The 20,514-nt window shown below is 68.1% G+C and carries 18 protein-coding genes; 5 read left to right on the top strand and 13 right to left on the bottom strand.

Annotated elements, in window-relative coordinates:
- Positions 1-133 precede the first annotated feature (133 nt).
- Positions 134-1,078 (top strand): extensin family protein, encoded by a 945-nt coding sequence (locus H7F51_RS09025; protein WP_343061256.1) that lies wholly within the window; start codon positions 134-136, stop codon positions 1,076-1,078.
- Here the strand turns inward: H7F51_RS09025 and H7F51_RS09020 are convergent.
- The 8 genes from H7F51_RS09020 to H7F51_RS08985 all read right to left on the bottom strand — a co-directional run bounded on the left by H7F51_RS09020 (position 1,032) and on the right by H7F51_RS08985 (position 8,930).
- Positions 1,032-1,772 carry a proteasome-type protease gene (locus H7F51_RS09020; RefSeq protein ID WP_185663929.1) on the bottom strand — a complete coding sequence of 247 codons (741 nt, stop codon included), beginning with the start codon at positions 1,770-1,772 and terminating at the stop codon, positions 1,032-1,034. The genes H7F51_RS09025 and H7F51_RS09020 overlap by 47 nt on opposite strands.
- Before the next feature lie 83 nt (positions 1,773-1,855).
- Positions 1,856-2,677 (bottom strand): transglutaminase family protein, encoded by an 822-nt coding sequence (locus H7F51_RS09015; RefSeq protein WP_185663928.1) that lies wholly within the window; start codon positions 2,675-2,677, stop codon positions 1,856-1,858.
- Between the two features lie 14 nt (positions 2,678-2,691).
- Positions 2,692-3,636: an alpha-E domain-containing protein gene (locus H7F51_RS09010; protein ID WP_185663927.1), complete on the bottom strand. Its 945-nt coding sequence runs from the start codon at positions 3,634-3,636 to the stop codon at positions 2,692-2,694.
- A gap of 4 nt (positions 3,637-3,640) precedes the next feature.
- Complete coding sequence (locus H7F51_RS09005) at positions 3,641-5,080, bottom strand: circularly permuted type 2 ATP-grasp protein (RefSeq protein ID WP_185663926.1); 1,440 nt, start codon at positions 5,078-5,080, stop codon at positions 3,641-3,643.
- A gap of 82 nt (positions 5,081-5,162) precedes the next feature.
- Positions 5,163-6,941, bottom strand: a complete 1,779-nt coding sequence (locus H7F51_RS09000) for a GGDEF domain-containing protein (RefSeq protein WP_185663925.1) — start codon at positions 6,939-6,941, stop codon at positions 5,163-5,165.
- Positions 6,942-7,114: 173 nt separating this feature from the next.
- Positions 7,115-7,879, bottom strand: coding sequence for an esterase/lipase family protein (locus tag H7F51_RS08995; RefSeq protein ID WP_246448056.1), 765 nt, complete (start codon positions 7,877-7,879; stop codon positions 7,115-7,117).
- Between the two features lie 71 nt (positions 7,880-7,950).
- Entirely contained in the window at positions 7,951-8,499 is a 549-nt protein-coding gene (locus tag H7F51_RS08990; RefSeq protein WP_185663924.1) for a DUF3617 domain-containing protein, read from the bottom strand.
- Between the two features lie 71 nt (positions 8,500-8,570).
- Complete coding sequence (locus H7F51_RS08985) at positions 8,571-8,930, bottom strand: PilZ domain-containing protein (protein ID WP_185663923.1); 360 nt, start codon at positions 8,928-8,930, stop codon at positions 8,571-8,573.
- A gap of 562 nt (positions 8,931-9,492) precedes the next feature.
- Between H7F51_RS08985 and uvrB the strand changes: the two genes are divergently transcribed.
- Both uvrB and H7F51_RS08975 read left to right on the top strand, forming a co-directional pair.
- Positions 9,493-11,679, top strand: coding sequence for an excinuclease ABC subunit UvrB (gene uvrB / locus H7F51_RS08980; protein WP_185663922.1), 2,187 nt, complete (start codon positions 9,493-9,495; stop codon positions 11,677-11,679).
- Between the two features lie 109 nt (positions 11,680-11,788).
- Complete coding sequence (locus H7F51_RS08975) at positions 11,789-12,343, top strand: hypothetical protein (protein WP_185663921.1); 555 nt, start codon at positions 11,789-11,791, stop codon at positions 12,341-12,343.
- A gap of 6 nt (positions 12,344-12,349) precedes the next feature.
- Here H7F51_RS08975 and H7F51_RS08970 read toward each other — a convergent pair whose 3' ends face one another.
- The 5 genes from H7F51_RS08970 to tsaD form a co-directional block, all read right to left on the bottom strand.
- The gene (locus tag H7F51_RS08970; protein ID WP_185663920.1) at positions 12,350-12,922 is read right to left on the bottom strand and encodes a hypothetical protein; all 573 of its coding nucleotides are present in this window, start codon (positions 12,920-12,922) and stop codon (positions 12,350-12,352) included.
- 86 nt (positions 12,923-13,008) lie between these two features.
- A complete protein-coding gene (locus H7F51_RS08965; protein ID WP_185663919.1) occupies positions 13,009-14,766 on the bottom strand; it encodes a YfbK domain-containing protein in 1,758 nt (585 codons plus the stop codon).
- A gap of 541 nt (positions 14,767-15,307) precedes the next feature.
- Positions 15,308-16,795, bottom strand: a complete 1,488-nt coding sequence (locus H7F51_RS08960; protein WP_343061255.1) for a lipopolysaccharide biosynthesis protein — start codon at positions 16,793-16,795, stop codon at positions 15,308-15,310.
- Entirely contained in the window at positions 16,792-17,787 is a 996-nt protein-coding gene (locus H7F51_RS08955; protein WP_185663918.1) for an NAD(P)H-dependent glycerol-3-phosphate dehydrogenase, read from the bottom strand. The genes H7F51_RS08960 and H7F51_RS08955 overlap by 4 nt, the downstream gene beginning before the upstream one ends.
- Positions 17,784-18,827, bottom strand: a complete 1,044-nt coding sequence (gene tsaD / locus H7F51_RS08950; RefSeq protein ID WP_185663917.1) for a tRNA (adenosine(37)-N6)-threonylcarbamoyltransferase complex transferase subunit TsaD — start codon at positions 18,825-18,827, stop codon at positions 17,784-17,786. The genes H7F51_RS08955 and tsaD overlap by 4 nt, the downstream gene beginning before the upstream one ends.
- A 61-nt stretch (positions 18,828-18,888) precedes the next feature.
- Between tsaD and hemC the strand changes: the two genes are divergently transcribed.
- Entirely contained in the window at positions 18,889-19,800 is a 912-nt protein-coding gene (gene hemC / locus H7F51_RS08945) for a hydroxymethylbilane synthase (protein WP_246448054.1), read from the top strand.
- Positions 19,797-20,474 (top strand): uroporphyrinogen-III synthase, encoded by a 678-nt coding sequence (locus H7F51_RS08940; RefSeq protein WP_185663915.1) that lies wholly within the window; start codon positions 19,797-19,799, stop codon positions 20,472-20,474. Before hemC ends, H7F51_RS08940 begins: the two co-directional genes overlap by 4 nt.
- Positions 20,475-20,514: the final 40 nt, after the last annotated feature.

Raw genomic sequence — 20,514 nt, 5'->3', positions numbered from 1 at the left:
GCGGCGGCAATAGAGGCGGCGGCGGGGAAGTCAAGCGGCGAAAGGGTCGGCGGGACCGGCGGTGGCAGACCGGCGGCAACGGCCCGCCGCGCCGTTTACCCTGCGTTTACCATGCCCGTGCGAGCCTTTGTCCATGCGCTTCGCCCTGCCCTTGCTGCCGCTGCTCGGCCTGATCGCGGGCTGCGGCGCCGTGCCGCAGGCAGCGCAGAAGCAGCCGCTGCAACGCTCCACCCAAGCCTTCTCGCCCCGCCCGGAAGCGCGCGCCTGCCTCGCCGATCTGGGCAAGAGCAAGGCCGCCTTCACCCCGCTGCCCGACCAGTATTTCGGCGCCAGTTGCTCGGCCCTCAACGCGGTCAAGCTGACCAGCCTCGGCGGTGACGGGACAAGCCTTGCCGTGTCGAATCTCGGCCCGGTCACCTGCCCGCTGGCCCAGACCTTCGCCGCCTGGGCCCGCTTCGGGGTCGACCGCGCGGCGCGCCAGATCATGGGCGCGGGCCTCGCGCGGATCGAGACCATGGGCAGCTACAATTGCCGCACCGTCGCCGGAAGCGACCGGATGAGCGCCCATTCCACCGCCAGCGCGATCGACGTCGCCGCCTTCGTCCTCACCGACGGACGCCGCATCACCGTGCGGGGCGACTGGTCGGGCGGTGACAACCAGGCCCGCGCTTTCCTGCAAACCGTCCACGAAAGCGCCTGCAAGCGCTTCGGAACCACGCTGGGACCGGGCTACAACGCCGCACACAAGGATCACTCCATCTCGAGCTTGGCCACGGGCGGACGTTCTGCCGGTGAGGGTAGGGACACGAACTGCAATGCCGGGGGAAGCGGACCTTCTTGGCCCCACTACCAAACCCCGCTCTGCCTGAGCCTGTCGGAGGCCACGCGCCAAGGCTCGCCCCACTCACCCGGCCTTGCGCGCCATCTCCGAGACCTGCGGCCAGTCCAAAGGCCGTCCGCCCAGTTCCGAGGGCAGCGCGTGGCCTTCGACAGGCTCAGGCTGAGCGGAGCAAACAGCAAACCAGCCGCCCCTAACTCTCGAACGTATACTCCGGCAGCGAGTGAAACGCCGACTTGAGCGCCTCGCCCCAGCCCGAGGAGATCTTCTGGAAATAGGGGTCGGTCGCCGTGATCCGCTGCGAATGGAGCGGCTCGAACTTGTCGCGTTCCAGCACCAGCAGGTCGAGCGGGAGGCCGACCGAGAGGTTGGCCTTGAGCGTCGAATCGAAGCTGACCATCAGCAGCTTGACCGCATCCTCGAACGACATCGTCTTCTCATAGCCGCGCAGGATGATCGGGCGGCCGTACTTGGTCTCGCCGATCTGGAAGAAGGGCGTGTCGTAGCTCGCCTCGATGAAGTTGCCTTCGGGATAGACGAGGAACAGGCGCGGCTCCATGTCCTTGATCTGCCCCGCCACGATCATCGAGGCGGTGAAGCGGCCCTGCCCTTCCTGCCCGTTGAAATCCTGCCGCTCGCGGATCGTGTCGTTGAGCAGCTGGCCGACGATGCCCGCCACCTTGAACATGGTATCGGCCTCGAGCAGCGAATTGTGCCGGTCCTTCGGCTGCTTCGACCGTTCCTCGAGCTGGCTGATCACATATTGGGTGGTGGCCAGGTTGCCCGCGGTCATGATCGTGATGATCCGCTCCCCCGGCACCTGCCAGTGGAACATCTTGCGGAACACCGAGATATTGTCGACGCCCGAATTGGTGCGGGTGTCGCTCATCAGGACAAGCCCGCGATCGAGCATCATGCCCACGCAATAGGTCATGGATTGATCGGCCCCGTCACAAATCTGGCACACGCGCCGGATATCCAACGCACCATAGGCCGATTCGCGCAATCGGCTCGCCGCTATTGTTGAACGGCCTGCTGCTCCACCGCAAGGCTGACAGTCAGCGTGCTTTCGGTTTCCCCAAGGTTGATCCCGATCACCGGCGCGGCCTCCGCATAGTCACGCCCCGAGGCGACGCGCACGTAGCGCGCATCGGGGCAGATCCCGTTGGCGATGTCGAACCCGACCCAGCCGAGCCCGTCGACATGGGCCTCGGCCCAGGCGTGACCGGCTTCCTGCTCGACCCGGTCGTTCATCATCAGGTATCCCGAGACATAGCGCGCCGGCACGCCAAGCGCGCGGGCGCAGCCGATGAACACGTGGACATGGTCCTGGCAGACCCCCTTGCCCGCGGCCAGCGCCGCTTCCCCTGTGGTCGCCACGTCAGTGTGGCCGGGGGCATAGTCCACCGCCTCCACCACGGCGCGCGACAGGCCGTGCAGCAGGGCAAGGGCATCGCCGCCGTCGTTGTCTCGCGCGGCGGCGGCGGCCAGTTCTTTCATCTTCGGCCCCGGCTTGGTCAGCGGCGACTGCGCGCGGAAGGCCCAGAGCGGAAGACGCCCGCCATGCTTGCCGAGCAGCCCGACCCGGTCGGAGGTCTCGACCTCGCCGGTGCAGGTGATGGTCAGCTCCTCGGTGCCGGGCGGGATCGAGATCAGGCTGACCTGGTTGAAATTGTGATCATCGTAAGCGCATTCGGCCTTGCCCCCGGCAATCTCCATCGACCACGAGCGGATGGTCTGGCCGTGGGTTTCCTTGGGGTGCAGGCGCAGGCGCTGCAGGCCATGCTCTATCGGCGGGTCGAAACGGTAACGGGTTACGTGACGAACCAGAAGATGCATGGGCTGGCGCGCTCCTATTCGGTAAAACGATAGTCCTGGGAAATGGCGTTTGCGATTTCGACGTTGCAGTCGACGAAATCGGTAATGAACTCGTGGAGACCCACTTCGACGATATCCTCGATCGTGGTCTGGTGCAGGCGCGACCCGGCATCGCGCAGCAAGGCGTGGGCCCGCGTCTCGCCGTCATATTGGCGGGCGAGGCTGGCCATGTTGCTGCGCAGCTTCTCGTAACAGAAGACCAGGCTCTTCGGGAAACGCTGATCGAGAATGAGGAAGGCGGCAATGCCCGAGGCATCCATCCGCCCGGCATTGAGCCAGCGGTAGGCCCGGTCCCCCGCGACCGAGCGCAGCAGGGTTTCCCACTGGGCATGGTCAAGGCTGGAGCCGACCCACGCGCTCGAGGGCAGCAGGACGTGATACTTCACGTCGAGGATGCGGGCGGTATTGTCGGCCCGTTCGAGGAACGTGCCGATCCGCGCGAAATTGAAGATCTCGTTGCGAAGCATCGTGCCTTCGAGCGCGCCGCGCACATAGGTGCATTGCCGGCCGATCAGGCCCAGCACCTCGCCGAGGTTGGTCTCGCGCACCGGGCGGGCAAGGAGATCCCTGAGGATCATCCAGGACTCGTTGGTCGCCTCCCATACCTCGCGGGTGATCGCGGTGCGGACCATGCGGGCATTGGTCCGCGCGCCCTCGATCATGGAGAGGACCGAGCCGGGATTGTCCTTGTCCCTGAGGATGTAGTTGAAGATGTGCGGGGGGCTGAGCTCGCCGCCCTTCTCGAAATAGGGCTCGTCCAGCCCCATGGTGACGAGGACCGAGCGCCACTCGTCGGTGCTGGTGCGGTCCCCGCGGGTAAGGGCCATGCGGAACCCCGCCTCGAGCAGGCGCGCGGTGTTTTCCGCCCGTTCGAGATAGCGGCACATCCAGAAGATGCCATAGGCTGAGCGTCCGAGCATCGCGTCAGTCCTCCAGCACCCAGGAGTCCTTCGTTCCGCCGCCTTGGGAGGAATTCACGACCAGGGAACCTTTCTTGAGCGCGACGCGGGTGAGCCCGCCGGGGGTGATGTCGACCCCGTTCGGGCTGACCAGGACGAAGGGGCGCAGGTCGACATGGCGCGGGGCCAGACCCGACTTGGTGAAGATCGGGCAGGTCGACAGCGCGAGCGTGGGCTGGGCAATGTAATTGTCCGGCTTGGCGCGCAGCTTGGCGGCGAAGGCAGCGATTTCCTTCTTCGAGGAGGTCGGCCCGATGAGCATGCCGTAGCCGCCCGAACCGTGGACTTCCTTGACCACGAGGTCGGCCAGGTTGTCGAGCACATAGGCCAGCGATTCGGCTTCCGAGCAGCGCCAGGTCGGCACGTTTTGGAGGATCGCCTTCTCGCCGGTGTAGAACTCGACGATGTCGGGCATGAACGAATAGATCGCCTTGTCGTCGGCGATGCCGGTGCCGGGGGCATTGGCGATGGTGATCCCGCCCGCGCGGTAGACGTCCATGATCCCCGGCACGCCGAGCACCGACTTGGGATTGAAGGTGAGCGGATCGAGGTATTCGTCATCGACCCGGCGGTAGAGTACGTCGATCGGCTCGAAACCGCGAGTGGTGCGCATGGCGATGCGGCCATCGACCACGCGCAGGTCCGAACCCTCGACCAGTTCGGCGCCCATCTGGTCGGCCAGGAAGGCGTGCTCGAAATAGGCCGAATTGTAGATGCCCGGGGTGAGCACGGCCACGGTCGGCCGGTCGGTCCCGCGCGCGGCGAAGGCCGGAGGGGCGCAGGCGGCAAGGCTGCGGGCAAGGCGGCGGGGATAGTCGCTCACCGGACGGACCCGCACCCGGCTGAACAGCTCGGGGAACATGGCCATCATCGTCTCGCGGTTCTCCAGCATGTAGGAGACGCCGCTGGGGGTGCGGGCATTGTCTTCCAGCACCATGAAGTCATCCGGTCCGGTGCGGACGAGATCGACGCCGACAATGTGGGTATAGACCCCGCCGGGCGGCACGAAGCCGGCCATCTGCGGCAGGTAGGCGTCATTCTCGCGCAGCAGGCGTTCGGGCACTTTGCCGGCGCGGACGATTTCCTGGCGGTGATAGACATCGTGGAGGAAGGCGTTGAGCGCCCGCACCCGCTGCTCGATCCCGCGGGCAAGCTTGCGCCATTCGTCGGCCGTGATGATCCGGGGCACCATGTCGAACGGGATCAGCCGTTCCTCGCCCGCATCGTTGCCATAGACGTTGAAGGTGATGCCGGTGCGGCGGAAGAACCCCTCGGCCTCGGTCGACTGCTTGCGCAGCCAGGACTGGTCCTGCCCCTCGTACCACTGCGCATATCCGGCATAGGCCGAGCGAACCGAACCGTCCGCTCCATGCATTTCATCGTAGGTCGTGTTCTGGCTATTCATAGACCCCCGCGGATTAGGCAAAGGTCTGCACCACGAATTCACGTTTGCCAAGAGCGAAATGCTGCACCTGCGAGGAGGTTTTTCAGGCCACCGCCGCCGCGCTCACGAACGGGCCGATGGGCACGGAGACGGCGCAGCCTGGCCCCGCATGAACGGCGCGGTTGCGCCCCTCGCTCTTGGCCCGGTAAAGTGCGATATCGCCGCGGCGGTAGAGATCGCGCCACTCGTCCTCGCAGCGGACCATGCCCTCGGCCATACCGATCGAGACGGTCAGGCGAACATGGCCGCCCATCGCCTTGGCGCGCATGTCGGCCAGGATGGCAAGGGCCAGCCCCTCGGACAGTTCGTCGGACGTCCCGATCAGCGCGAATTCCTCGCCGCCCAGCCGCGCGACACTGCCGCGCAGTTCGGCCCGCATCGCCATGACCTCGGCCACATCGCGCAGCACCTCGTCGCCAACGAGGTGGCCGTGCCGGTCGTTGATCTGCTTGAAGTGGTCGATGTCGACCAGCAGCAGGCGCAGCGGTTCGGGGCTGGACCAGGCGATGACCTGTTCGAGCAGGGCGCGGCGGTTGAGCAGGCCGGTCAGCCCATCGACATTGGCAAGATGGCGCGCCGCCCGTTCGTCGGCGAGGGCCTGGTCGCGCTCTTCGGTCACCAGCTTGATGCGGTAGGACATGGCGAGCGAAGACAGCAGGGCCTCGATGCTCATCCCGATCACCAGGCTGTACTCGACCACGGAGCTGAGCTCGACCAGGTGCAGGGCATGGGCGATGCGCAGCACGGCCATGACCAGCGGCATGGCCCAGGCGATCGCCAGGACCCGCACCGAGCCGCTGCCGCGCCGCCAGGCGATCATCCCGATCGCGGCGACCAGCGGCGGCAGTGGAATGAAGGTCAGGACATAGGCCCGGTCGGCCAGCGGCCGCCATGCCTCGGGCACGAGGATCACCGCGACTGCGGCGGCAATGCTGGCGAGGCCGACATTGCGCGCGAAGCGGCGCAGGCGCGCGGGCAGGCAATGCGGCTCGATGAAGTCAGTGATGAACTGCAGCGCGAGAGCCCCGACGAAGGCCAGCATCAGGTAGCTCGTCTCGATCCGCAGGACCTGGCTGGTCGACGGCGCCTGCAGCGACATCGCCCCCGAGCTGGCCCAGACATAGGCGAGCATGGCCAGCAGCGAGAGGCAATAGGTCAGCTGGAACCGCTCGCGGATCGTCAGCCAGAGCACCATGTTGTAACAGAACAGGCCGATGCCGAGCCCGGCGAAGGCAGAGAAGATCGCCGCGGCGGCCAGCTCCGCGCCGCGCAGTGCCGTGCCGCGCATCAGTTGGGGCTCGACCACGAGGCCCGCGGCGTTGAGCGCTCCATCAAGGCGGACCATGATCTGCGTACCGAGGCGAACCCGCTTTTCCAGCGGGATGCCCACCGCGGCGCCGATCCCCATCAACGGCGACAGGTCCTGATTGTCATAGGACCGTGAGACGATCCGCCCGTCGGCAAGGCGGGTGTGGACCGTGATCATGCGCTGCCACTGCGGGGCGAAGCGCAGGTAGCGGTTGGGCATGTCCTCGGGATCTTCGCTGAGGCGCGAACCGGGCGGCAGGTCCAGCCTGACCCAGTAGGAGCCCGCGCCCCAGGCCGCCTCTGCCCTGCGGCAATCGAACCGGTCCGGGCTGGCGAACAGCTTCGCCGCCGTGTCGCCGTGGCGGACCGGGGCGACGCAGGCGTGCAGCCGGATGGCGCCGGGCTCGGGCGGCGAGTTGAAGGGCGAATGGGCGACAGGCGACGGGGCGGCACGCGCCGCATGCTGCGGCATGACCATACCGCACAGGACCACCAGCATGACCAGCGCCGCCATGCGCCGAACCGCCCGTCCAAATCCCTGTTCCGCCGGAACCCTCATCGAGAGCCGGTTAAGTCCAAAAAGATAAGATAAGTTTAGCGACAGTGCAGATGCGCGTGAAGACTTCTGCCGAATACTATCGGATTCGCAGCATTACGCCTTGATTTCAACGTTTCATCCAAAACGGATCAATCTGGTCGGTCGAGTTGCGCAAGGACTTCCGCGATTGATTCGGGGCTGGCCGCAAAGCCGAGGTGCGTACAGCGCAGCGCCACGGCGCGGTCGCGCTCGCCGGGCCAGCCGCAGGCGCTGCGCGGGGCCACCACCCCGTCGCGCGGGCTCCACAGGGCCACGGTCGGCACCGGCGGCTTGGCCGCGAAATCGCAGGGGATCGGCGGGGCGTCGACCGGGTGGCCGGTGATCGCCTGATAGGCGCGCCAGGCATTGTTGGCCCGCCGGTCGCCCGAGAACGGGCTGCCGAGGGTAATCACGCGGGCCACGGCATCGGGGCGCAGGCGGGCGATTTCGCGCGCAAAAAGGCCGCCAAGGCTCCACCCGACTAGCGCCACCGGGCGGCCCGAGACCCGCGCGATCCGCGCCACCCGGGCAAGCAGGAAAGCGAAGTTTTCCGGCGTGGGCCCAAGGTTGAAGCCGAGACCCCAATCATAGACCACATGGCCGGCCTGTTCGAGCGCAGCCCCCATCTTGCGCATCCGCGCCGGGTGCGCTCCGAAACCGGGCAGGATCATCACCGGCATCGGATCGCGCGCGGGGGCCACTTCGCCGATGGCCCCGCGCTTTCCGCCGCCCAGCAACACGGCGAATTCGCGCATCAGCAGGCCCAGCGACGGGCTCTTGACCCCTTGCGGGCCGGGCTGGCGAACCAGCTCGGCGCGGCGCCGGAGCCCTGCCCCCGAACTGGCGGCGGCCGCGCGCATGGCGGAAAAGGTCATCATCGCCTCATTGTCGGCCCGCGCGGCTGTGCGGGGGCTGAACGGATGGCGCCACTTCACCGGTCCACCTCTCAGGCCTTCGGGCAATCCCCGACCCGCTCGGTCTTCACGTGCATCTTCATCGTCATGGCGCCGCCCGGCATCTTGCCGCCGGACTGTTCCATGCCCAGCGTCATGTCGGAGCCTTCCGGAGTCATCATACCCTGCATCGTGGTGACCGAGGTGATCCCGCCCTCGGCGGTGCAGGTCATCCGCGCGTCAAGCTTGCCGCCGTCGGCCGAATAGTGGTCGAACTTGCAGTCGGGCCGCCCGGCGAGCTTCTTCACCCGCTCCTCGTAGCCCTTGGCCGCTTCCTCGCCGGTCAGGCAGAAATCGTGCGGCGTCGATCGCTTGCCCATCATCGCCTTCATCTGCTCGCCCATGCCCGCCGGCATGCCGGGCATCTCCATCGACAGGATCTCGGCCGTGGAGCGATAGAGGCCTGGGACAGGCTTTGGCAGCGAACCGGCCGCCTCCTTCGCCGCTTCGGCGATCGACTTGGGCCCTTCCGGTGCCTGTTCCTTCTTGCATCCGGCGAGAGCCAGCACGGCGGCAAGGCTCGTGACAACAGCGGCACGCATCGGCGGTTTCCCCATTCAGCCCAAGAACGGAAGGAGGCTTACCACCCCGCCCCGCTGTAGGAAAGCGCCGCTCAGGCCGCGAGCGAGCGCAGGCCCGAGCGGTGAAACGGCACGACCGGCGGCAGGAAGCTGGCAAAACGATTGTGCAGGTGTTCGACCACGGGCAGGTAAAGCGGGCTGTCGAACTCGATCCCCGCCTCGTGCCCGCAAATCCACCGCACCGTGCCGCACAGCCCTTCGAGCCCGGTCGGGCGGATCACCACCTTGGCCTGCGGGCTGATACTCAGCGAGTGGGAAATGAGACGGCATCCCTCGACCGAGATGTCGCGGATGACCACTTCCTGCGCAAAGCCGTTGAGCGACCGGCAGCGCGCCGGCAGGGCCAGCGTGAGCCGCACCGAACGGCGCATCTCGTCGTCATCATGGCGCATCGATCCAAACCCTTCCAAGCGACCCCTTCAGAAGGACGGCAGGTCAGCTCAGGATTACAGGGACGAAGCGAGCACCACCCAACTTCCGTCGCCCCTGCGGAGGCAGGGGCCCATCCCGACTGGCCTAATTGCACACCCGACGAAACGGCGCGCTGGACGGTCTGTTCGAGAGGATTCGCGCTCGACTGATGGCAACTTGCGGAGATGGTCGGGATAGGCCGCTGCCTGCGCAGGGGCGACGGGAGGTAGGGGCAGCAGGCCCGCCCATAACGCCATTGGCCCCACCGAACCGGCTCACCGCAAGCAGAGGGTCGTTCAAACGTGAATCCGCCCACACCGCCTGCACTTTCCTACATCGGCCGATCCTGCGATGCTGTGCAGGCTCTTTGAATCCGCGAACCGCACTTCACCGAGTTGGACAAGTGTCACCCATGCACTCTTCTCCAACCCGTTGAAATTGCTTGGCTCACATCGCATTCACGGGTGACACTCGTGTCACCCTGCCGGCCCGGATCAGCCCCGCTGTTGCGGAACCAACCCGGAACGCCCATATTCGCGTCCCATGGCCGAACTCGTAATCCGCCGGGGGCTGGAAGAGCCCGACACGTCCGGCAACTTCATCCCCCACAAGCCGCAGCGGCCGGAGAAATCCGACGGCGGACGGGCGTTCCGGATCGTCTCGGAATATCATCCGGCGGGTGATCAGCCGACCGCGATCGCCGATCTCGTCTCCGCCACGCTGGAGGGGGACAAGACCCAGGTCCTGCTCGGCGTGACCGGCTCGGGCAAGACCTTCACCATGGCCAAGGTGATCGAGCACCTGCAGCGCCCGGCCCTGATCCTGGCGCCCAACAAGATCCTCGCCGCCCAGCTCTACGGCGAGATGAAGAGCTTCTTCCCCGACAACGCTGTCGAATATTTCGTTTCGTATTACGATTACTACCAGCCCGAGGCCTACGTCCCCCGGTCCGACACCTACATCGAGAAGGAAAGCTCGGTGAACGAGGCGATCGACCGGATGCGCCACTCGGCCACCCGCGCCCTGCTCGAACGCGACGACGTGATCATCGTCGCCTCGGTCTCCTGCCTCTACGGCATCGGTTCGGTCGAGACCTATTCGGCGATGATCTTCGACCTCAAGGTGGGAAGCACCGCCGACCAGCGCGAGATCATCCGCAAGCTGGTGGCCCTGCAATACAAGCGCAACGACGCGGCTTTCGCGCGCGGCATGTTTCGCGTGCGCGGCGACAACCTGGAGATCTTCCCCTCGCACTACGAGGACGTGGCCTGGCGCATCTCGTTCTTCGGCGACGAGATCGAGCAGATCGTCGAATTCGACCCGCTGACCGGCAAGCCGGGCACGAAGCTCGACACGGTGCGGGTCTATGCCAATTCGCACTACGTCACGCCCGGCCCGACGATGAAGCAGGCCACCCAGGCGATCCGCTTCGAGCTGGAGGAACGGCTCAAGGAACTGGTCGCCGAGGGCAAGCTGCTCGAAGCCCAGCGGCTGGAGCAGCGCACCAATTTCGACCTCGAGATGATCGCGGCAACGGGCTCCTGCGCGGGGATCGAGAACTATTCGCGCTTCCTCACCGGGCGCCTGCCGGGCGAGCCGCCGCCAACGCTGTTCGAATACCTGCCCGACAATGCCCTGCTCTTCGTCGACGAAAGCCACCAGACCGTGCCGCAGATCGGCGCGATGTCGAAGGGGGATCACCGCCGCAAGATCACGCTGGCCGAATATGGCTTCCGCCTGCCCTCCTGCATCGACAACCGCCCGCTGCGCTTCAACGAATGGGACGCGATGCGCCCGCAGACCGTGGCCGTTTCCGCAACGCCCGGACCGTGGGAGATGGACGAGGCCGGCGGCGTCTTTGCCGAGCAGGTGATCCGCCCGACCGGGCTCATCGATCCCCCGGTGCTGATCCGCCCGGTGGAAGACCAGGTGCAGGATTGCATCAACGAGTGCCGCGAAACCGCGGCGAAGGGCTATCGCACCCTCGTTACCACGCTCACCAAGCGCATGGCCGAGGACCTGACCGAGTTCATGCACGAGGCGGGCCTGCGCGTGCGCTACATGCATTCCGACGTCGAAACGCTGGAGCGCATCGAGCTGATCCGCGACCTTCGGCTCGGGGTCTATGACGTGCTGGTGGGCATCAACCTGCTGCGCGAAGGGCTCGACATTCCCGAGTGCGGACTTGTCTGCATTCTCGACGCCGACAAGGAAGGGTTCCTGCGCTCGGAAACCTCGCTGATCCAGACCATCGGCCGCGCGGCGCGCAACGTCGATGGCCGGGTGATCCTCTATGCAGACCGGATGACCGGATCGATGGAGCGGGCCATCGCCGAGACCGACCGGCGCCGGGCCAAGCAGCAGGAATACAACGAGGCCCACGGGATCACCCCGCAGACGATCAAGCGCAACATCCACGACATCGTGGCCGACACGGCCAGTCGCGACGGGGTGCTGGTCGAGATCGACGACGATAGCCGCAACAACCTCGTCGGGCACAACCTGCGCTCCTATATCGAGGAACTGGAAAAGCGGATGCGGGCGGCGGCGGCCGATCTCGAATTCGAGGAGGCCGGGCGCCTGCGCGACGAGATCCGCCGGCTCGAGGCGGACGAGCTCGGCCTGCCCGAAGGCGAGCGCAAGGCGCCGGTCGTCGGCCGCTCGAACGAGGGCAAGCCGGGCACGCGCAAGACGCGCTTCGGGAAGAGCCAAAAGAAGTGGGGGCGCTGACCGGTTCCCGCGACTGCCGCGAACCGTGCAAAAGTCCCGCCGATCCGTGCGCTTGCGCAGGGGCGCGTATTGCGTTGCCGGGCGGGAGATCGCACATTGGCAGGTGATGATGAAACAACGGTCGCTTGCTGTCCTCGCCCTTGGCGCATCGCTCGCCCTGGCTGCCTGCACCCAGACGCAGAGCCGGGAAGTCGCGGCCAATGACGCATCGGGCTATCCCGCGCGCCTCCCGCTGACCGGGGTTTCGCTGCCGGTCGAAGCGGCTCCGGCCCAGCCCGAAGGCGGCAAATGGCAGCTGGCGGGCGAGACGCTGAGCTTCGCCGTGCCGGGCGGGGCAACCCTGCTGGCCATGAACTGCACGCATGCGCCCGACGGAACGGCGCAGTTGCACCTGACCCGGATGACCCGGGCCGAAGACGGAGCCAAGGCGCTGTTCGCGCTGATCGGCAATGGGCGCATTGCCCGCCTCCCCCTCGACGCTACCCGCGCCGGTGAGCAGGGCGAATGGCAAGGCACCATGCCGGCGGCCGATCCGCGGCTCGAGGTGCTCAGGGGCGGTAACCGGATCGAAGCCACCCTGCCCGGCGGCGGCACCCTGCTGCTGCCCGCGAGCCTCGAGCCCGGACGGCTCCTTGCCGCCTGCCGCGCGAGCGACCGGGCCTAGGCGCTTTTACAGCTTGCCGAAGCGGTCTTCGTAACCGGCGGTATCTCCGGCGGCGAGCAATTGCGCCTGTTCGATCCACTTGTCGCGCGCGGGGCGGCCGGCGAAGGCGCCGAGTTCGGGATCGATGCGGGCGAGGTCGGCGTCGGTCCATTCGGCGATCTGGGCGAAGCGGGTGACGCCGAGCCCGGCCAGCAGGGTCGAGAGCTTGGGGCCGACGCCCTTGATCCGGGTGAGATCGTCGGCGGAAGCAGCGGGGGCCGGGGCATCGGGGATGCCCGGCGCGGTCTCGATCGAACCGGCGGCCGCAGCCTCCTCCTGAACCGCCGCGGCGATGACCTCGGCGACACCGCCCATCAGTTCACCCGCCGGCGGTACCGCGAAGGCGGCCGAGGCGGCGGGCGCCGAATCGATCAGCAACTGGTTGCGCTGGGCGGGAGCGGCACCCTCGTCCAGCACATCGGGGCGGCGTTCGCGGCGGACCGGGGTGCGGGTGGCGCGGCCGAACAGCCAGACGGCGATGAGCAGGACCACCACGGCCACGATAAGCAGGACGGGCCAGTCAAGATCGATCTGCTGCATTGTTCGGCTCCCCCGGAAAATTCAACGGTTGCGCCGCCCATAGCGCAAGGCCCCAGCTGCGAAAAGCCGCGACGAAAACCTCTTGATCAACGCAGGCGGCGCGGCATTTCGTCCTGCTCCGGCCCGGGCGCACCGCGCGGGGCGAGCCCTTCGGCGACGCCGACCAGCTTAACGAATTCCTGCCGCCAGAAATCGGACTGGCTGCCGGCGAGGCCGCGGATCTCGGCCAGCGAATAGTCGCCCAGCAGCGGATCTCCGCGCAGCTTCTGGCCGAAGGCAGCGACGGCGGCGGCGAAGCGGAAATCGGGCGAAGGCGCGCGCTTGAGGTACAGCAGCGAGGCGGCGACCGGCCGCTCGACCAGACGCGAGGTCTGCCCGTCAGGCAGCTTGTAGCGCAGCTTGACGAAGGCCAGTTCGGCGGCCTTGCCGGGCGCGGCGCCCCCCTGCCCTGCCCCATCGTAGCGGCGCGGGGCGATCCAGCCCTGCTGGCCGGCGGGGACGATCTCATATAGCGCGGTGACCTGATGGCCCGCGCCGATATCGCCGGCATCGACCTTGTCGTTGTTGAAATCCTCCTCGCGCAGGGCGCGGTTTTCATAGCCGAGCAGGCGGTACTGGCTGACCATGGCCGGGTTGAATTCGACCTGCACCTTCACGTCCTTGGCGATGGTGAACAGGGTCGAGCCCATTTCCTCGCCCAGCACTTTCTTCGCCTCGAGCGCGCTGTCGATGTAGGCGTAGTTGCCGTTGCCGTGATCGGCGACCTGCTCCATCATCGCCTCGTTGTAATTGCCCTGCCCGAAGCCGAGCGTGGTGAGGGTGATGCCGCTGTCGCGCTCCTGCTCGACCATCGAAATCAGCGCCTTGGTGTCGCTCACCCCGACGTTGAAATCGCCGTCCGTGGCGAGGATCACACGGTTGACCCCGCCCTTGATGAAGCCTTCGCGGGCGACGTTGTAGGCCAGCTTGAGCCCCGCCCCGCCTGCGGTCGAGCCGCCGGCCTGAAGCCGGTCCAGCGCATCGCGGATGGCGCGAGCATCGCCGGTGGAGGGCAGGACCACGCCGGCCGCTCCGGCATAGACCACGATCGCCACCCGGTCTCCCGGTGCCAGTTCGCCGGCAAGGCCGGAAAGCGCGGTCTTGACCAGCGGCAGCTTGTCCGGCGAATTCATCGAGCCCGAAACATCGACGAGGAAGACGAGGTTGGCCGCCGGGCGCTGGGCGCGGGCGAGGTCATAGCCGCGCAGGCCGATCCGCAGCAGCTTCGTGCTGGCGTTCCACGGGGTCTGCATCAGGTCGGTGGTGAGCGAGAACGGCGCCTCGGCCCGCTCGGGCCGGGCATAGTCGTAGCGGAAGTAGTTGATCAGTTCCTCGGTGCGGACCGCATCCTTCGGCGGCATCTGGCCCTGGACGAGGAAGCGCCGGGCATTGGCATAGGCGCCGGTATCGACATCGACCGAGAAAGTGGAGACCGGCTCGGCGGCGGCGAGGTGAACCGGGCTGACTTCCTTGCCGTCATAGCGTTCGCGGCCCGGATCGGTGGGCAATTGGATGCCCGGCACCCAGGCCATGCGGCGGTCCATCTTCATCGCCGGGGAAGCGGCGACCGGGGCCGCCGGTGCGATCATCGAGACCGGGGGCGGAGGGGCCGCGACATCGACCTTCGCCGGAGGCGGGGCCGGGGCGTTGGCTTGCTGCTGATCGTCGGTCCGCCGGGCGCCGGTCACGATCACGTCCTGCAGGCCCGCCTCGCCGATCACGGAAGTCTGCTTCTGCTGGGAGGCACAACCGGCGACGAGCGCGATGGTGGCGGCTGCGCAGGCGAAACGCGCGATGCTGTTCATGGCTTCCAGTCCCTTCCTCGTTCCCGCGCCGAAAGTGGCTCTTTCAGCCGTTAACGCCGACTGAATGGTGCCTGCGCGCGACGAATGGTGCAAGTTCGCTGCTCGCCGCCGCCCATTTCGTGGGCAGGGTGACACGAGTGTAACCCTGCTTTCGGCGCCAACCTTGGAATTACAATGACTTGGCCAAGAGTGGATGGGTGACACTTGTCCTACTCGCTTTGCGCGCCTGCTTCCGGTGCGGGATGACAAAGGCATTGTGACAGGGTCGCGCCAAGTAGGAAAATCGCGGGATGCTGGGGTGGGGCAATGACCGGAAAGTCGGGAGAACTGTCCATCCAATCTTGTCCAAATCCCTCTGCCTTCCGTCATCCCGGGCTTGCCCCGGGATCCCGCTTTTCCTCGCTAGCGTCACTGGAAGGCAGCGGGGCCCCGGATCAAGTCCGGGGCGACGGGGAGAGGGGGAGCGACGGCGCCTGAAGGGCTAGGCTGGCGCCGGAAGACGGCAAGGGATCTGGGGCCGGGACTTTCCCTTGTTGCTCGATCAGCCGACGTTCTTGCGGAACAGCATCCGGTCTTCGTGACCGAAGCCCTTGCGCCAGATGATCCAGACGTAGATGCCGAGGATCGCCGGGATGCCGAGGACCATGCCGGCCCATTCGGGCAGGGTGTACGTGGCGGTGAAGCCGACCGCGGCGGCGGGGAGCGCGGCCCAGGCGAGCGGCCAGCGCCAGTTGTTGATCGGCTCGCCCAGGATGCGCGCGAGAAGGCGCGATTTCATCAGCGAGGCCGTGCCGAGCGAGAGCATCAGCGCGGCGGCGGCGGCGGCGACCCACCAGCCCTGCCCGTAGCCGAGGCGGGCGACGAGTTCGATCCCGCCAATGGTGAGGAGCGCCTGCAGCAGGATGGTGAAAAGCGAGACGATGAGGTTCTGGTAGCGCGCGAGGTAGACCAGCGCGCCCTCGCTGACGACAGCCGTGGCCGCGACGACTTCGGCGAGGAGAAGGAAAACCAGTGCCCCGGTGCCCTTGACGAAGTCCGGCCCGCCAAGGCCCATCAGGCCGGTGCCGGGGATGGCAAGGGCAAGGGCAATGCCGGCCTGGGCCGTGGTGATCCAGAAGCCGACCTGGCAGACCTGTTTGGCGATCGCGGCGTAGTTGCGGTCGTTCACGTTGCGGGTGATGACCGGGCCGAGCACCGGCTCGAAGCTGGTTTTCAGCTTTTGCGGGAGCGAAGCGAACTGCTGGGCGAAGTAGTAGATGCCGAGCGCCGCCTCGCCCACGAAGAAGCGCAGGATGAACACGTCGAGCTTGCGGGTGCCCCATTCGACCGCGTCTGCCCCGGCCAGCGCGATGTTGCGGTTGGCCAGCGCGAGGAGGTGGCCGGGCTGGAACCGCCAGCCGCGCGGCAGGCCATAGTTGCGGACCAGCGCGTAGAGCGCGGTGAAGGTCGCCGCCGCAGTGGAGAACAGGTAGGCGAGGCTGAGGCCGCTTTCGGGGGCCACGAAGTAGAAGGCCCCGGCCGAGAGCGAGAGCGCCCAAGGCTCGATCACCGAGCGGGCGCGAACCGTGGTGGCAACGTCAAACCGGTAAGCGAGCGCGGCCAGCGCAAGGTCGCCCATGGCCAGCAGCCAGACCGAGAGGACCAGCAGTCGCTCGCCCTGCGTAAAGTTTCCCTTGGGATACATCGAGGCCGGGAAGGCATAGATCAGCGCGGTGAAGACCAGCGCGATCGCCGTGGCAACGACCAGCGCGTCGGTCACGGCATGGGCGGGATGCTCGCGGTCTTCGGAGAGGCGCTGGGCAAGGCCGCGCTTCTGGCCGAGGGTGGCGATCATCCCGGCGAATTCGACCATGACGAGGGCCGAGGCGAAGCGGCCCATGGCGCTGGCGCCATAGAGGCGGCTGGCGATGAACAGGAACGGGATGCGCGCGACGAGGCGCAGGATGAAGCCGAAGAAATTGGTGCGCCCACCCTTGGCGAGGGCGGCGATATCTTCCTGCTGTTCCTTGTCAGCCCCTTTTTCGCTCACGGCGTCAGGCCCTCGGCGCGCAGGGGGCGGGCCAGGAGTTCGGCGGCGACCACCTTGGCCGGAGCCTCTCCGCGCAGCAGGCGGCAGACTGCGGCGACGATCGGCAGGGCGATCCCTTCGCGTTCGGCAAGGTCGGCAAGGACCGGGGCGGTGGAAGCGCCTTCGGCCACCGAGTTCTTGCCGGCAAGCGCCTCGGCCGCCGAAAGCCCCTCGCCCAGCGCCTTGCCGAGCGAGAAATTGCGACTGGAGGTGGAGGAGCAGGTAAGCACGAGATCGCCAAGGCCGCACAGGCCGGCAAGGGTTTCCGCCCGGGCGCCGCGCGCCGTGCCGAAGCGCAGCATCTCGGCATAGCCGCGCGCGATGAGGGCGGCGCGGGCGTTCTGGCCGAGGCCGAGCCCTTCGACCACGCCGCAGGCGATGGCGAGCACGTTCTTGATCGCGCCGCCGATCTCGGCGCCGATCACGTCGTCGGAATAATAGGGCCGCAGGGTTGGCCGGGAAATCGCCGGCGAGAGCCGCTGCCACTGCGCTTCCCCGCCCGAGCAGGCGAGGGTGACGGCGGTGGGGAGGAGGGCGGCGACCTCATGCGCGAAAGTGGGGCCGGAGAGGACGGCGATCGTTGCGCCTGGCGCGGCGGCGCGGGCAACATCGGCCATCAGGCGGCCGCTGCCGGCCTCGATCCCCTTGGCGCAGAGCACGAGATCGCGCGGCGCGGCGGGAAGATCGGCGAGGACCGAGGCGAGGTGCTGGGCCGGGGTGACGGCGAGCACGACGGGCAGATCGGCAAGGTCGGCCAGCGCGGTGGTGGCGCGGACCTGATCACTGAGGCGGGCGGTGGGGAGATAGGGGGTGTTGGTGTGGGCCGCGTTGATTTCGGCGACGAGCGCTTCCTCGCGGGCCCAGAGCAGGACCTCCCTGCCGTCGCTGGCGAGGACCTGGGCGAGAGCCGTGCCCCAGGCGCCGGCGCCGATAATGCCGATGGCCCCGGTCATGCCTTCACCCCTGCGCCGCGCGCGGGCTGGGCGTTCGGATCGAGCGGCCAGCGCGGGCGGGCGGCGAAATCGAGCGGGTCCGACAGGGTCCAGCCGGACTGCTCCATCCGCTCGATCCCGGCCCAGGCGATCATCGCGGCGTTATCTGTGCAGAGCACCTGCGGCGGGGCGACGAAGCGCAGGGCATGCTGGGCGGCGAGGCTTTCGAGCGCGGCGCGGACCGACTGGTTGGCAGCGACGCCGCCCGCAACGACGAGGGCGGTGACTTCGCCGGCGGCGGCGAGGGCGCGGCGGGTGCGGTCGATCACGCAGTCGATCGCGGCTTGCTGGAACGAGGCTGCGAGGTCGGCGTCGGCGTGGATGGCGGCTTCCTTGGCGCGCAGGACCGCGCTCTTGAGGCCGGCGAAGGAGAAGTGCGGCTCGGCGCTGCCCAGCAACGGGCGCGGCAGGGGCACCGCCCTTGGATTGCCTTCGCGGGCGAGACGCTCGACCGCCGGGCCGCCGGGGAAGCCGAGCGCGAGGATCTTGGCAGTCTTGTCGAAAGCCTCGCCCAGCGCATCGTCGATCGTGGTGGCGAGGCGGCGGTATTGGCCCACCCCCTCGACCAGCAGGAGCTGGCAGTGGCCGCCCGAGGCGAGGAGGAGGAGGTAGGGGAAGGCCAGCGTGGGATCGGCGAGGCGCGGCGAGAGGGCGTGGCCTTCGAGGTGGTTGATCGCGAGCAGCGGCTTGCCGCCCGCCATGGCCAGCGCCTTGGCCGTGACAAGGCCGACCATGACGCCGCCGATCAGGCCGGGCCCGGCCGTGGCCGCGATGGCATCGACATCGGCGAGGGTCTTTCCGGCATCGGCCAGGGTGGCCGCGATCAGCGGGGTGAGCCGTTCGGCATGGGCGCGGGCGGCGATCTCGGGAACCACGCCGCCATAGGGGCGGTGGGCATCGTCCTGCGAGGCGATCCGCTGCGCGACGATGACGCGGTCCGGCGTCACCAGCGCGGCCGCAGTCTCGTCACACGAGGATTCAATGCCGAGGACCAGTCTCATGCCCGCTTCCCCTTACCGACAAAGCCGCCTAGCACAAGCCGCGATGACTGCGCCTACACCTATGCTCAAGCTCGGAACCCGTCGCTCCCCCCTTGCCATGGCCCAGGCCGAGGAGGCGCGGGCCCGCCTTTGCGCCGCGCACGGCTGGCGCGAGGAGCAGGTCGAACTGGTGCCGGTGACCGCGAGCGGGGACAGGATCCAGGACCGGCCGCTGGCCGAGATCGGCGGAAAGGCGCTGTGGACCAAGGAGCTGGACGCCTGGCTGCTGGCGGGCGAGATCGACTTCGCGGTCCATTCGCTCAAGGATGTCGAGACGATCAGGCCCGCTGGAATCGCCATCGCCGCGATCCTGCCGCGCGAGGATGTGCGCGACGTGCTGGTGGGGGCCGCCTCGATCCACGCCCTGCCCCGCGGCGCCCGCGTCGGCACGAGCGCGCCGCGCCGGGCGGCGCAATTGCTCCATGCCCGGCCGGACTGCACGGTGGTGCCGTTTCGCGGCAACGTGGCGACCCGGCTGGCCAAGCTGCAGGCGGGCGAGGCCGATGCGACGCTGCTGGCGCTGGCCGGGCTCAACCGGCTGGGGCAGCACGGGGTGGGCCATCCGCTGGACGCCGAAGACTGGCTGCCCGCGCCGGGACAGGGTGCGATCGCGATCGAGTGCCGGGCCGGAGACGAGGCCGTGCGCGCCCTGCTGGCCGCGATCAACGATACGCCGAGCCACGCGGCGGTGACGGCCGAGCGGGCGCTGCTCGCCGCGCTGGGCGGAAATTGTCACAGCCCGATCGCCGTGCTGACCCGCGCCGAGGGACCGGCACTGGTGATGGAAGCCGCGCTGTTCAGCCCGGACGGGGCCGAGCGGGTGGCGGGCGAGATTCGCTTTGCCGCTGGCGATGACGCGGCGCCGGGGCGGCTGGCGGACGACCTCCTGGCCCGCGCGGTGCCGGCGATCGCGGTGCATTTCACCGGGCGATGATCCCCCTGCTGGCGATCCGGCCCGAACCGGGCGCGAGCGCAACCGTGGCGGCGGCGCGGGCGCTGGGGCTGGAGGCGGAGGGATTTCCTTTGTTTTCCGTGCGCCCGGTTGCCTGGGACTTGCCCGATTCGGGCGCGTTCGACCTGCTGCTCGCGGGCAGCGCCAATGTCTTTCGCCACGGCGGGGCGGGCCTTGCCGCCTTGCGCGGCCTGCCAATCCATGCCGTGGGCGAAGCAACGGCCGAGGCCGCGCGCGAGGCGGGCTTTGCCGTGGCTGCGGCGGGCAGCGGCGGCTTGCAGGGCGTGCTGGACCAGGTGCGCGCCGGAGCGCGGGTGCTGCGCCTCGCCGGGGCCGAGCGGGTAACGCTGAGCCTGCCCGCAGGGGTGAGCATGACCGAGCGCACGGTCTATGAAAGCTTGAGCGCGCCGATGCCGGCCGCACTGGTGCGCCGGCTGGAAGGGGCGGCGGTGGTCCTGCTCCACTCGGCCGAGGCGGCGCGGCACTTTGCCGCCGAATGCGGCCGCCACGGGGTGGTCCGGGCGCGGCTTCATCTTGCCTGCATCGGCCCGCGCGTGGCGGCGGCGGCCGGATCGGGCTGGGCCAGCGTTTCCACGGCGCAAGAGCCTCTGGAAAACGCGCTGTTGGCGAAAGCCGCCGAACTGTGCCACACCTGAGACGGGTCTGGGCCGAAAGCGGCGGGAACAAAGGAAACCG

Source organism: Novosphingobium flavum (assembly GCF_014230315.1).
In the GTDB taxonomy this organism is placed as follows: domain Bacteria; phylum Pseudomonadota; class Alphaproteobacteria; order Sphingomonadales; family Sphingomonadaceae; genus Novosphingobium; species Novosphingobium flavum.
The sequence above is the reverse complement of the archived record's forward strand: the minus strand, read 5'-3'. Positions and strand labels throughout refer to the sequence as shown.